Below are 14087 nucleotides of genomic sequence, written 5' to 3' on the forward strand. Positions count from 1 at the left end.
TAGGGGAGGCAGAGGAAGCAGAGGCAGAAGAACTATTGATTAATGCCCAATTCCCCAGATCATTTATTTCCGGTCTTCGGGATTTGCAGCAACCTCTGGGTCGGGTTCTGCTCTTAATACTGAGTTTGGGCCACCAGATAATAATGGATTGGGATCATATAAAGGTACATCTTCTTTAGCCCTTTCCAAACCGTAGTCGTAGGGGCCCGTAGCCAGTACTGGAGTTTGATCAAAATTTTCGATCGCTGGCGGTGAGGTAGTCATCCACTCTAAGGTAAGTGCCCTCCAAGGATTATTCCCAGCTTTCTCGCCGTACAACCAACTCCAAATCGCATTGATGATGAAGGGCAATGTCGAGACTGCCAGTATATAAGAACCATACGTGCAGATTTCGTTCAGTGTGGTGAATTTGGGGTCATATTGGGCGATACGGCGATTCATGCCCATTAAACCTAGCTTGTGCATAGGTAAGAAGGTCATGTTTAGACCGACAATAGTCAAGGCAAAGTGAACCTTACCCCAAAATTCGTTTATCATTCGTCCCGTAATTTTCGGGAACCAGTGGTAAATGCCAGCAAAAATACCTAACACGCTACCGCCAAATAGGACGTAGTGCAAGTGTGCCACCACAAAATAAGTGTCGTGAACGTGAATATCAAAGGGCACTGCTGCCAACATCACGCCACTAATCCCACCAATTACAAAGGTGCCAACAAAGCCGATGGCAAATAGCATGGCACTGTTCAGCTGGATTTTTCCACCCCACATGGTTGCTAACCAGCTAAATATTTTAATTCCCGTGGGTACGGCAATGATCATGGTGGTGATCATAAAGAACATCCGCAACCAGCCGGGGATACCGCTGGTAAACATGTGGTGCGCCCAAACAATTAGCCCCAGAAAGCTAATAGCAAGAGAGGAATAAGCGATCGCTTTATAGCCAAAAATCGGCTTGCGGGAATGGATGGGGATAATTTCTGAAATTGCGCCAAAGAAGGGCAAAATCATGATGTAAACCGCTGGGTGGGAGTAAAACCAAAACATGTGTTGGTATACTACTGGGTCGCCACCACCACTTGGGTTAAAAAATGTTGTCCCGGCAATTAAGTCAAAGGAAAGCAGAATCAGACCTGCTGCTAAGACTGGGGTTGATACCAAAACCAGTGACGAAGTGGCAAACATTGCCCAGCAGAACAAGGGCATTTTGTGTATGTCCATGCTGGGGATACGCATCTTGATCAATGTTACCAGAAAATTTATCGACCCCAAAATTGAGGACGTACCCAGCAGCAGGACACTCATAATCCAAATGCCTTCGCCCACTTGTCCTGTTACCAAACTCAGGGGAGGGTAGGAAGTCCAACCGGCATCTGGGGCATCGCCCACCACTAAACTGGCGATCAGTAACACACCCGCAGGTGGAATCATCCAAAAGGCAACAGCATTCAGCCGCGGAAATGCCATATCTTTTGCCCCAATCATCAGGGGAATTAGATAATTAGCAAACCCTGCCCCTGTTGGCACGATCCAAAGGAAAATCATGATCGTGGCGTGCAGCGTGAACAGACTATTGTAGACTTCTGGGGTAACAAAATCTACTTCTGGGGTTCGCAGTTCTGTGCGAACCAATTCAGCCATTACGCCGCCAATGCAGTAAAAAATAAACGAAGTGACTAGGTATTGAATCCCAATCACCTTATGGTCGGTTTGAAAGCCAAAGAAGTCTTGCCATTTTCTGACCCCTGGTTCCTCAAGAAGGGCGGGGATATTGGCAGTTTCTTGCAACTGAGCTTGTGTCATAGTCATTAATCATTGGTCATTAGTCATTAGTCATTAGTCATTGGATTTTGACTAAATAACAATTGACTAATGGTGAACTTGATGGAGGATTTCTGGCTTAATTCCCATGTCCTTGGTGTAAGGCGCGAGAAATTCATTTGGGGATAGATCAGCAGGGTTAATAGCGATCGCTTGATTTAGTGTTTCTTTGCTAGCAACTAGCTGTTCTTGTAGCCATTTGTCAAAGGCTTCTTCTGACTCAACAACTACTGGCGCTCTCATTGCACCGTGGTAGGGGCCACAAAGTTCAGCACAGATCAGGACATAATCTCCTGCTTTTTTGGGGGTGAAGCGAATCTCGCTTTGCCTACCGGGGATCGCATCTTGTTTTAGGCGGAACTCTGGCACCCAGAAGGCATGAATGACATCATTGGCGGTCATACTGATTTGCACTTCTCGCCCGATGGGAACGTGCATTTCACCTGTAGTTATACCAGTTTCAGGATAGGTGAAAATCCAGGCATATTGTAGACCAGTGACGTTGACCAGTAATTCTGCTGGTTTGCCTGCTTTTTCAGGACTGCCGCCAATTGTCGGGGCAACACTACCTACACCTGGGGCATTCCGCAGTTGGGGAATTTGGTCAGCATTGCGGACTTCTGCGGTAGCTGGGTCTTGCATTGCCTCATCAGATTTTTCTTGATTGAGGTTGGGTTCCCTGCCAGGAGGAGTATCGTTTAAAGTTGCGGCCATGGCACTCCCATGACCTGGCATTTTCATCGATTCCTGATTCATCATCGGTGCTTCATGGATAGCATGGGGATCAAAGCCACCGATTTCGTTGTAGACATCAAAGCTGTAAACAGAAATACCAATAACGATAATTGCTGGGATCGCAGTCCAGAGAATTTCTAGAGGTACATTACCTTCAACTGGTGGGCCGTCTTCATTGTCACCTGCACGCCGACGATATTTAAATGCAGAGTAAATTAAAATACCTTCAACGAGCAGAAATATCCCTGTGGAAACGATCATCATCGTGTTGAATAGACCATCCACCAAGACGGCTTCATCAGTGGCGGCCGCTGGCAACAGACCGTGATTTTGACCGTACCAAAAGCTGGCTAGCGTTAGCACGATGCCAATGAGTAATGTCCAGATGGAACTTGGAATCTTCACGGCTTACTTAATTGAATTTACTATGTTATCTCAAAGCTACTCACTTACTAAGGTAGTCTAGGCTGTCAGACATGGGGGACAAAGGTCTGAAATTTTTATTAATTTTTTTGGCTATTTTAGTAATTTTGAGTATGAGTCTAATATTATACAACGCCAAAAATAGATGCAAATCAGTGAAAAAATTTAAGTAAAAATTTAGGATGTTTAAATTAATTGTGATTAATCCATTTCTGACATCTTGAAAAATACCTAAAGCTTCAGGCAAAACTTTGCTGGAGTGATTCAAAGTATAAGTGAGTGCTAATCTATAAACCCATAGCCTATACGCTAGGGTGGAGATGGGACACTAAAAGAAAATTGAAAATTTTAAGAGATCCACCAAGAGCGGGCAGAAGGTATCGTTCATGAGCGAATTTGTCCTACAACAAAATGAAGCGGCGCTTCAGCAGCAAAAGCCCAAGGAAATGATTCGGCGCTTGGTGTGGAAAATGTGCATAGCCACCTTAATTTTGATGGCCATAGGCAGTGCCACCCGCGTCATGAATGCTGGACTTGCTTGCCCAGACTGGCCCTTATGCTATGGCGAACTCGTGCCAGCCAAGCAAATGAATCTCCAAGTGTTTTTGGAGTGGTTTCACAGATTGGATGCAGCTTTAATTGGTTTAAGCGCGATCGCACTTTTCGGTTTGTCCTGGTGGCGTCGTCGGTTCTTACCCTCTTGGCTGCCTTGGGCATCCACATTCGCCCTGTTTTTAATCGTCTTCCAAGGTATTTTGGGGGGACTCACCGTTACCGAACTGTTGCGGTTTGATATCGTTACCGCTCATTTAGGAACGGCGCTGTTGTTTTTTACCACCCTCCTAATTATCGGCACAGCACTCACACCCTATCAGGGGAATGGAACCGTTGGTAAGTTGCCTTGGGTCGGTTTAACTGCCGCTGTTCTGGTTTACCTACAAAGTCTTCTAGGTGCTTTGGTAGGCTCTCGCTGGGCGCTACACCAATGCCTCGGTGGTTCTCAACTTTGTACTGTAATGTACAGTCATATTGCTGGTTTCGTGCCGCCAACAGTGGCAACCTTGGCAATGGTATTTATCTGTTGGCGTACACCAGCACTACATCCAGCCTTACGGCGACTGGCAAATATGGCTGGTGGGTTGTTGACATTACAAATCTTGTTGGGATTCGCCACCTTCAAATTACATCTCCAAGTAGAGCCTCTTACCGTCTCTCACCAAGCTATAGGAGCTACTTTGCTGGGTACTTTGGTGGCTTTCACAGTTTTATCACTACGTGACTCAGTTAGTGCTGAGTCACGTTAGCGGATAGCTCAGGTTTAGCCCGTGCTGAGTAGAGAGTGGGGGAGATGGGGTAATGGGGGAGCAGGGAAAGAATTCCTAACTCCCAACTTCCAACTCCTAACTTCTAACTCAGCACTCAGCACTGATGATGCGACCCACGCAGGTGCAGAAAATCTGTGTTTTCATTTGCCTGAAAGAGCCAGCTTGAGCGAGGGCTGCATGTAAGTTGTTGAAAAATAAGGAACCAGAGCCAAAATGATTGAGACTAATGTCTCTCGCCACCACGAAACATTTTTACAGGTAATTCAAAGTTACTACCAGCTAACGAAGCCTCGGATTATTCCGTTGCTTTTGATTACTACGGCTGGGAGTATGTGGATTGCTGCTAAGGGAGAAGTAGATCCATTGCTGTTGCTAGTAACTCTCACTGGTGGCACAATGGCAGCTGCAAGCGCCCAGACGATTAACTGTGTGTATGACCGGGATATTGATTATGACATGGAGCGGACGCGCCATCGTCCGATACCTTCGGGTAAGGTGCAGCCACGCGATGCTCTAATTTTTGCGATCGCACTGGCGACGATTTCCTTTACACTCCTAGCAGTATTTGCCAACCTGTTAGCGGCGCTGTTAGCCTTCTCTGGTATCGTCTTCTACATTTTGGTCTATACCCACTGGCTGAAACGCCACACCACCCAGAATATCGTTGTTGGTGGGGCGGCTGGGGCAATTCCGGCGTTAGTGGGTTGGGCTGCTGTCACAGGTACATTAAGCTGGTCAGCATGGTTAATTTTTGCCATCGTCTTCTTGTGGACACCACCCCATTTCTGGGCTTTAGCTCTGATGATTCGGGATGATTACGCAAAGGTGGGGATACCAATGCTACCTGTGATTGAAGGTGATACCGCAACCGTGAAGCAGATTTGGTACTACACGCTGGTAACAGTATTTGCAACCGTGTTATTGGTTTATCCCTTGGGCGCGAGTGGAATTCTTTATGCTGCGATCGCCGTAATTCTGGGAGGATTATTTATCCAGAAATCTTGGCGTTTGTTGCAAAATCCAGAGGATCGCACTATCGCTAAAGAGTTGTTTCTCTTTTCCATCTCCTACATGATGCTGTTGTGTCTGGGGATGGTAGTGGATAGCCTTCCTGTTACCCATAATCTAATTAGTGCAGCGATTAATCAACTGCATTTTATCAGCTAGGGGATGGAAAATTTAGCGATCGCGTTTGGGAAAGGGGCGCGATCGCATTTTCAGAAATTAAAAATTATACATAATAATTAGAGTTTGGCGGATTTGCGATTAAAAGTAAAATTTTAGTCATGACCAAATTGATCAAAAATCTAAATGTTGACAAATTACATTCGTACAGCATTGCACAAAGCAACCTACGAGTTGCTTGAGGATGGAACTTTTTATAGCGAAATTCCAGAATGTCAAGGAGTGTGGGCAAACGCTGCAACACTAGAAGCTTGCCGGGAGGATTTGCAAGATACTCTTGAAGGATGGATTATTTTAGGATTGCGTTTAGGTCATACTCTACCGATACTCGATGGTGTTGACCTGAATTTTACCAAAGAGGTCGCCTAATGCCACCCTTTGGATCGATTAATCGGCGGGATTTGATCCGTTATCTGAAAGATGCAGGTTTTGATGGCCCTTACCCAGGTGGTAAGCATCAATACATGGTAAAAGATGAATTAAAGCTGACAATTCCCAATCCACATCAGGGAGACATCAGCCCAAGCTTACTAAATAGAATATTACGTCAAGCTAATATCAGCAGAGATGAATGGGAGGCGTTATAAATTATATGCGCGATCGCTGATGATACAATAATCTCTCGTGCGATCGCATCTCTAAAACTGAAAATCCAAAACTGAAAATTTTCAATACCTTATTACAGTCATAGCAAATCTTTCTTTAACTACTAAATTTTACAATTCTCAAGCTTTGATGTAAGAGCAGATAGTCTTTTTCTTCTTCCAACTATTCTCATACTCCATACTGCTCTGGGTAGTTGTCCAGCAGGAGCAGTTAATGTAAATGATAGAGAATCATAAAGCTTCCAATTATTTTTAATTCGCCAACCTAGACACTCTCCAAAATATTTCCAAGTTTTAAAATCTAAGTCAGGTTTTCCCCCAACCCTATCCCATATTCGCTTCTGGATACTCAAACCAAAGCGCCCATTACTATATTTAACCCACAAGCGATCAATAGTTAAGAGGTCTTGACAGCGAAAATTTATGATATCTTCTACTCTGAGGTAACGTTCTTTTTCTCGATGAGATATTCTAAGCATAAGCTTCCAAGTTTCTTGATCAGCTTCTCGCCATTTATCAGATGCTAGTAGCTTTTGCAAAATTGTATAATCTATGCCTACTGCTGAATTGAAATTTTCAGCATTAAGATATTGTATTACCTCATCAACAGATTGATAGCGTTCCTTCACATAATCCTGAATTAACTTATCTAAAAGTTGCCCACATTCAGGAGTAACACTTCTACATTGTGGTAAGTATTTTCTCCATACCCAGCAACCCCTGAGCGCATCATAAAGTTCATCAGAACCATCTGCATTTGGTAAACATTGAGTTAACAGCCGAATACAAGTTACACCCAAACTATAAAGGTCACTTGCAGGGAAAACTTGACCACGCATTTGTTCTATTGGTGTATATCCAGGTGTTCCTACTGTTGTGCCAACACCTAAAACAGTTGTTTTCATCTGTTTAGAAACCCCAAAATCAATTAATATTAACTTGCCATCCAGACGGCGCATGATATTTTCTGGCTTGATGTCTCGATGAATCACACCGCGTTCATGGATAAACTTCAGGATAGGCAATAAATCAGTTAAAAGCTGTTTTATCTTTTCTTCACTAAAGGCTCCCTGCTGCTGCAATTCTTGTAATAAATTCTGCCCCTGAATCAACTCTTGTACCAAATAAAGCCGCTTATCCTGTTCAAAATAAGCAATCAAACGGGGAATTTGCGGGTGTTCTCCCAAGTCATAGAGCCGCTTCGCCTCTTGCTTAAATAACTCCGTTGCTTTCTCAAGTGCAGCCGTTCCTTGAACTTGCGGGACAAATTGCTTAATTACGCAAGGTTCATCTATCTTATCTACATCCTTGGCCTGATAAGTTCTGCTAAATCCACCCTCACCCAAAAGTCGTATTACTCGGAAACGGTTTCTGAATAATGGTGTGAGTGTTTGTCCACACTTAATGCAAAACTTATTCTCATCAGGGTTAAAGGGATTTGAACAACTGAAATTAGAACAGTAAAGCATATTTGGGAATATATCAGCAGATAGTGTCTATGTTCAGTTTTCCCAATTTCTGCTTACTGGGTTTCACGAGTCTTAATATTTTTCAGCAGATTTATTTCTAGTGACGGCTACAGTCTCAAGTTACTTTTGCTAACGTAGTGATATAGAGTTTATCGCTCCCCAGTAAGCGCCTGGAAGCAAAAGGATTAATATGGCTAATTTAAATCAGCGTCGTCCCCAAAATGTCAACGGCGATTTTTATGTAGATACTACCTGTATTGATTGTGATACCTGTCGCTGGATGGCTCCTGAAGTATTTTATGATGTAGATGATCAATCGGCTGTTTATCATCAACCAACTAATGATGCAGAAAGATTAGCAGCACTTGAAGCACTTTTAGCTTGTCCTACTAGTTCTATTGGCACAGTTGAAAAGCCAAAAGATATCAAAGTTGCTCAACAACAGTTTCCCATATTAGTAGCGGAAAATGTTTACCACTGCGGCTATCATTCTGAAAAATCTTACGGTGCTGCTAGCTATTTAATTCAACTTCCAGAAGGTAACATTTTAGTGGATTCTCCCCGGTTTACGCCGCCTTTAGTCAAGCGTTTAGAAGAACTGGGGCCAATTCGTTATATGTACCTAACTCATAAAGATGATGTGGCAGATCATCAAAAGTTTGCCGAGCATTTCCAGTGCGATCGCATCCTCCACGTTGATGATATTACTGCGGATACTCGCAATGTAGAAATACAGCTAACTGGTTCCGAACCATTTGCTTTGACACCAGATTTATTAATTATCCCAGTTCCCGGTCACACTAAAGGACAAACTGTTTTACTCTACAAAAATAAGTTTCTCTTCACTGGCGATCATCTCGCTTGGTCAGAAAGCTTACACCAACTGACTGCATTCCACGGTGCCTGCTGGTATTCTTGGTCAGAACAGACTAAATCAATGCGTAATTTGGCTAATTACTCTTTTGAGTGGGTGTTACCAGGTCACGGGCGAAGGTTTCATGCTGATAGAGAAACCATGCGCCAGCAGATGCACAAGTGTATTGAGTTGATGGAATCTTTGGATTGACATTAAATAACTGACTTTTCACGTCATGTGGAAAAACCCTAACCCCCTTCCCGACGCTCTAAGGGGGAAAATTCAAAGTCTCTCTCCTTTTTTTTAGGAGAGAGATTTAGAGAGAGGTGACTGTATTGCATACAAACCAGAAGCGCTATAACCTGGGTTTTAGCACCCTTTTAACCAAACACGGATTATGAAAAAGCTGATCAACAAGCCGGAAGACTTTGTGCGGGAAAGTCTAGAAGGTATGGCGGCGGCTCATTCCGATTTAATTAAACTGAACTACGATCCTGCTTTTGTCTATCGAGCCGATGCACCTATACAGGGTAAAGTAGCAATTATTTCTGGTGGTGGCAGTGGACATGAACCAATGCACGCTGGCTTCGTGGGCAGAGGAATGCTGGATGCAGCTTGTCCTGGCGAGGTTTTTACTTCACCGACTCCTGACCAAATGCTAGAAGCAGCCAAGCAAGTAGATGGAAGCTCTGGTATCCTTTATATCGTCAAAAATTACAGTGGCGATGTGATGAACTTTGAGATGGCAACGGAGTTAGCCCGTGGTGAGGGCATTCGAGTGCTAAATATTTTGATTGATGACGATGTGGCTGTGAAAGATAGTCTCTATACCCAAGGACGCCGGGGTGTGGGAACAACAATACTAGCGGAAAAAATTTGTGGTGCTGCGGCTGAGGTTGGGTATGATTTGCCACAAATAGCAAATTTATGTCGCCGAGTAAATCTGAATGGGCGGAGTATGGGAATTGCTCTAACATCTTGTACAGTCCCCGCTAATGGAACGCCGACATTTGAATTGAGCGATCGCGAAATCGAATTAGGTATCGGTATCCACGGTGAGCCAGGAATAGAACGTACAGCCATCAAATCAGTAGATGAAATCACCGAAATTTTGACGCGATCGCTCATTGAGGATGCAGCATATAGCCGCACACTGCGCGAGTGGGATGAAGACAAAGGAGAATGGGTAGATGTAGAACTAATAAATCTCCCATTTGCCAAAGGCGATCGCCTATTAGCTTTCGTCAATAGTATGGGTGGAACCCCGATTTCCGAACTGTATATTGTTTACCGCAAACTCGCCCAAATCTGCGAACAGCAAGGATTGCAAATTGTGCGAAACTTGATCGGCCCTTATATCACATCTCTAGAAATGCAAGGTTGCTCCATTACCCTGCTGAAATTAGATGATGAGATGATCAGGCTATGGGATGCACCACTAAAAACACCAAGTTGGCGCTGGGGAATTTCATAATTACGTTAGCGTAGCGTTAGCGAGTCTTTGAGCGTCATTACGAATTATGTTGATATGGTAAGTCAAGCGCAGATATTACAATGGTTGCAGGCTTATGCAACCGAGATAGAGCAGAATAAAGCATATTTGACAGAATTAGATGCTGCGATCGGAGATGCAGACCACGGGATCAATATGGATCGCGCCTTCAAAAAGGTAAGCGTTCAGTTACCAACTCTTACAGACAAGGACATCAGCAGTATTCTCAAAGCTGTGAGTATGACCTTAATTTCTTCTATTGGCGGTGCTAGTGGCCCTCTTTATGGCACTTGGTTTTTACGAGCCAGTACAGCAGTAGCTCTTAAGCAAGAATTAACAGCACAAGATGTTTTAGGGCTACTCCAAGCAGGCTTAGACGGCGTGCTGCAACGTGGCAAAGCGCAACTGGGAGACAAAACAATGGTGGATGTGCTATCTCCGGCTGTAGCCGCTTTTGGGCAAGCTGTAGGAGAAAGTAAGGGAACGCTGGAAGCTATGCAACAAGCTGTAGCAGCAGCCCAAAAAGGGTTGCAGGAAACTATACCAATGCAGGCGAAAAAGGGACGGGCTAGCTACCTGGGGGAACGGAGTATTGGACATCCAGATCCAGGAGGGACTTCTGCTTATTTGATGTTGAAGAGTTTGTTAGGGGTGTTGGAAAGTTCTAGGTAATATCAAGTTCGGGTAATTAGGAGTCGCGCAGAAAGTAGTCTAAAGTGCTATATATTACCTATTGTATAATTAATAAGCTAGTAAAAAGGGTGGCTTCTACCACCCTTTTGATTTTAATAGTTGATATATTGTTGAGCCTTTTAATCCATAAACCTTCTCCAAAGCCAGTAAGCACTAGAGACAAAGTTATAATTTACACATTCTTTACAAAGTACTATTTGATAAAGTAGCCCGAAGCCTATGATAATCAAGCGTTTGGGCAAGGCAGAAGTACTAACATCCGACCAAATTAATTTACTATTTTCTGAAGATTTTGTGAACCCACAGCCCGTTGTAAACATCGCCTAAAAATCCAAACTTAGGAACGTGGATTAAATAAAATGCAAAACTTCATCCTGTATCTAGCTTCCCTCTCCTTTATAAGGAGAGGGATTGAGGGTGAGGTAAGCCAGAGACATAAATTGTATGTTATTTAATTCTTATTCCTTATCTAATTATCTGATTGACAACAGATGTACTCTGAATACGCCATTTACCTCGTTGTCGAATCAAATCATACCGAACTCGCAAATTCTCGTTAGAAGAGTTTTTAAACTGACCATTTTCATATAACTGCGTCACTTCCTTCACCGTAGCTACCACTGCGGCACGATCTGCAAATAACTCAATTTTCTCTACAGATTCCACCTTTACGCTATGCTCGTACTTGCGGTAGCGGTTGTCTAACCTATCCTGTTGAGCAACCAGCCGCCATTGAGATAAAGCTGAACCAGTTAAAATCTGCTCTAAATTATTAATCTCATGATTCGGCCCTAAAGCTTCGGCCTTCGTAGATAGCCAAGTCAGAATGACTTCTTCTGCTGTTGCATCTGCCAAAGGGCCATCTAGTGATTGTGGTTTACTATTGGGATCAGGAATAGATATTGGTGGTTGATTTATCTGTACAAACAACTGGAAAACAGGTACAGATCGTGTAGGAAAAAACAGATTTTTTAACCATCCAAAAGTTGTTGTGGCTAACACCCAGAAAACTAATATACTCACTAAAGAAATAAACACTCTCCATACCAGCCGTGTTTTCCCTTCTATGGTGTTAGCAAAAGTTCGCCGCCGCCGGGGACGACGAGCATGAGGACGATTATCTGGTACACGCCCTCGGCTAGCAGATGGAGTCGGTTTTCTCCGCCGACGCTTTTGGTTATGACTGGGTGTAACACTTTTAGCTGAACCGTTCAAATGCTGATTAGTGCCTCTGCTCGTCCGTTCAGCAGCAGGAACCTCTGATTTTACACTCCCAGATGAATTCCATATATGTGGTGAGAAGTTTGAATATTCGGGTGTTTCTGGCAAATCTAGGTCAGGTGTTGGTGTTCTGCTGTGCTTAAATTGCCCGGAATTTCTAGTTGAATTGTTAGGGAAAGACGAATTATTTGTCTGCGGGTGGGGAAAATACTGGGGGTTAATTACAGCCCATTCATTAGTTGTTTCTGCATCAGTTGGCAGTGCTTCTAAATAAGCTTGTACCTGTTGGTTCGCAAAGTAATCTTTTAGGAAAGCTTGCTGGTTTGCTAAATCTCGAAAATGGGGAAATACTTCGTGTTGCAACCACTGTTCTGCATATAGACACAGCCCCGGTAACAAATCTGGAGAGTCTTGAGATTTTTCCCGAATAAAAGCTAAAGCTTCGTACTCCTGACTAAGTTCTAAAACACGAGTTGCTTCTTCAGTTTGTCCCAAGAGTAACGCACATAGCGACTGTTCTAAATGTACATCTTGGCGCTTGCCCAGACGTATAAGCATTTGCCTTGCTTGACGAATTAAAGCAGGTTGCCGTTGAGCAAATCCCCGCGCTATCAAGGCATAAACAGCCAAGTAAGTGGCAACAGCAGAAGGACGTTTGCTTTGGGCTTCAAATAACTTGTGCTGTTCTGCAACTGTTAAGTGGTTGCGTAACTGCTGAATAAACCGCAGAAAGTCATCTATATTTAAACCAGAGTCATCATTGTTCGTGCCATCAATCCCGCCACGATCTTCTAAAAGGTTTTGTAATAATTCCAAGCCTTGGCTTCGTTCGGCAGTCTTTTCTTGAGGTAGTGCCAACAACTCCAAAATTCGATATGGTCGCAATTTGTAAAGATCCGCCTGAATTTCCGCCTGGACACTAGAGAACAACCCTTCGCGTACTAGCAGTTCTTGACCGGTTTCTAGGGATATGGCGGCATTTTCGTAGTGACCTTGCTGCCACTGTTCGCGACCTAATTCTAAACAGGCAAGGGCAACAGTGAGAACAACATTTGGATGTTCAGCACTTTCGTGTATTTCTTCGTCTGCTAAATTATTGCCTTTTCTTGCACTTGTAGCACCATTTTTATTTACCAGGTACGGACGACCTAGTTTTAGTACAAGTTCGTATTCTCCCAACTCTTGCAAAATTAATAAAGCGCCAACCAATTCGTCTTGAGTAATTTCGATACCCAGACTCTGGGTACTAGTACCCCTTTTGGTGCTTTCTGGACGATTTTCCAGTGCTACTGCGGCAGCAGCAAGGTTATCAGGGTCATAGGCGTGGGCAAGATAAAGCTGATCGTAGGTACTGCGTTGTTTTGGATCTGATAAAACCACGTAAGCTTCTTCTATGAGTTGTTTGCGAGAAGAAATTGCAGCCTGAGAATACTCACGTCGTGGCAATTGTACAATGCGATCGCTATATGCCTGTCGCAATTGTTCTTCACTTGCCGCTAACGGTAGTCCTAAAATTCGGTAGTAATCTAGCGGAATTCGCACAGCCTACTTCCCCTGCACCGTGATCAACATAATTCACCTAGAGCGTTCCAGGCCTGTAAAACCGTGCCATAACAGTGCCGTATAGAATTTACTCTACAAGTGTATATTGCAACAACTTGTTTTGTATCTTCCCGAAATTTTGAGTCACATTCTAGTACTAATTTTTTGTTTTCGCCTAGAAAGCCTCAATTTTCTGTCTTAATTCTTAGTATTTTTGTTTAACACAACTATTATCAGCCTTCGATAGCATAAACCACAACTACCGCTTTTAGTAACGGCATAAATGTTGTGGCTGCAAGAATCTATTGATGATTGATTTTTTCGGGATTTTCCCAGTAGGTGGTAACAAAAATACTACTATTGGGGATTTACCCTGATAACTGGAGAAAAAAATCATATCATAATTAACCTTTAATTACAATTACCTATTTGGGTATATAAACTTTTGCTTCCTTTTTTTTAAATTGTTAATGGATATGCAGAAAGCAATCTATCTTGATTGCTAGTCTATGAAGGGGAATAGTGAGAGATAAAAACCCAAAGCGGCAGATATTGTCGTTAGAGTCAAATCCTCATGGGGCATGGGCTGAGAAATTAAAAATAAAAAATTAAAAATTCAGCTATTCCCTAAGACCCTTTTTTGGTGCATAAATAAAGTTTGATTGTTGAGTCTTACAAACGCTAGCCTGTTAAAAGCCGAGGTGTTATCAGACCAACTTATTT

The 14087-nt window shown here is 43.3% G+C and carries 11 protein-coding genes; 7 read left to right on the plus strand and 4 right to left on the minus strand.

Annotation, left to right across the window (positions count from 1 at the left end; translation table 11 throughout):
• Positions 1–63: 63 nt before the first annotated feature.
• Together ctaD and V7K62_RS17960 are read right to left on the minus strand one after the other, a co-directional pair.
• Positions 64–1800 carry a cytochrome c oxidase subunit I gene (gene ctaD / locus V7K62_RS17955; protein ID WP_334866399.1) on the minus strand — a complete coding sequence of 579 codons (1737 nt, stop codon included), beginning with the start codon at positions 1798–1800 and terminating at the stop codon, positions 64–66.
• Positions 1801–1866: 66 nt separating this feature from the next.
• On the minus strand, positions 1867–2958 hold the full coding sequence (locus tag V7K62_RS17960) for a cytochrome c oxidase subunit II (RefSeq protein WP_334866283.1): 1092 nt from the start codon (positions 2956–2958) through the stop codon (positions 1867–1869).
• A 404-nt stretch (positions 2959–3362) separates the two neighbouring features.
• Here V7K62_RS17960 and V7K62_RS17965 point away from each other — a divergent pair, with 404 nt between their 5' ends.
• The 4 genes from V7K62_RS17965 (at position 3363) to V7K62_RS17980 (ending at position 6073) form a co-directional block, all read left to right on the plus strand.
• Positions 3363–4280 (plus strand): COX15/CtaA family protein, encoded by a 918-nt coding sequence (locus V7K62_RS17965; protein ID WP_334866285.1) that lies wholly within the window; start codon positions 3363–3365, stop codon positions 4278–4280.
• 234 nt (positions 4281–4514) lie between these two features.
• Positions 4515–5468, plus strand: a complete 954-nt coding sequence (locus V7K62_RS17970; protein WP_334866287.1) for a heme o synthase — start codon at positions 4515–4517, stop codon at positions 5466–5468.
• Positions 5469–5612: 144 nt separating this feature from the next.
• Positions 5613–5855, plus strand: coding sequence for a type II toxin-antitoxin system HicB family antitoxin (locus V7K62_RS17975; RefSeq protein WP_292760790.1), 243 nt, complete (start codon positions 5613–5615; stop codon positions 5853–5855).
• Entirely contained in the window at positions 5855–6073 is a 219-nt protein-coding gene (locus V7K62_RS17980; RefSeq protein ID WP_251957958.1) for a type II toxin-antitoxin system HicA family toxin, read from the plus strand. Before V7K62_RS17975 ends, V7K62_RS17980 begins: the two co-directional genes overlap by 1 nt.
• Positions 6074–6195: 122 nt before the next feature.
• On the opposite strand, the gene V7K62_RS17985 is transcribed toward V7K62_RS17980, so the two are convergent.
• Entirely contained in the window at positions 6196–7560 is a 1365-nt protein-coding gene (locus V7K62_RS17985; protein WP_334866290.1) for a serine/threonine-protein kinase, read from the minus strand.
• Positions 7561–7750: 190 nt separating this feature from the next.
• On the opposite strand from V7K62_RS17985, the gene V7K62_RS17990 reads away from it, so the two are divergent.
• The 3 genes from V7K62_RS17990 (at position 7751) to dhaL (ending at position 10580) form a co-directional block, all read left to right on the plus strand.
• The gene (locus V7K62_RS17990) at positions 7751–8626 is read left to right on the plus strand and encodes an MBL fold metallo-hydrolase (protein WP_334866292.1); all 876 of its coding nucleotides are present in this window, start codon (positions 7751–7753) and stop codon (positions 8624–8626) included.
• Between the two features lie 187 nt (positions 8627–8813).
• Positions 8814–9890, plus strand: coding sequence for a dihydroxyacetone kinase subunit DhaK (gene dhaK / locus V7K62_RS17995; RefSeq protein WP_334866294.1), 1077 nt, complete (start codon positions 8814–8816; stop codon positions 9888–9890).
• A 54-nt stretch (positions 9891–9944) separates the two neighbouring features.
• Positions 9945–10580, plus strand: coding sequence for a dihydroxyacetone kinase subunit DhaL (dhaL, locus tag V7K62_RS18000; RefSeq protein ID WP_334866296.1), 636 nt, complete (start codon positions 9945–9947; stop codon positions 10578–10580).
• A 486-nt stretch (positions 10581–11066) separates the two neighbouring features.
• Here the strand turns inward: dhaL and V7K62_RS18005 are convergent, their stop codons facing one another.
• Positions 11067–13364 carry an IMS domain-containing protein gene (locus tag V7K62_RS18005; RefSeq protein WP_334866298.1) on the minus strand — a complete coding sequence of 766 codons (2298 nt, stop codon included), beginning with the start codon at positions 13362–13364 and terminating at the stop codon, positions 11067–11069.
• Between the last annotated feature and the right edge of the window lie 723 nt (positions 13365–14087).

The sequence above is a fragment of the Nostoc sp. genome (genome assembly GCF_036917935.1).
Taxonomy (GTDB): Bacteria; Cyanobacteriota; Cyanobacteriia; order Cyanobacteriales; family Nostocaceae; genus Nostoc.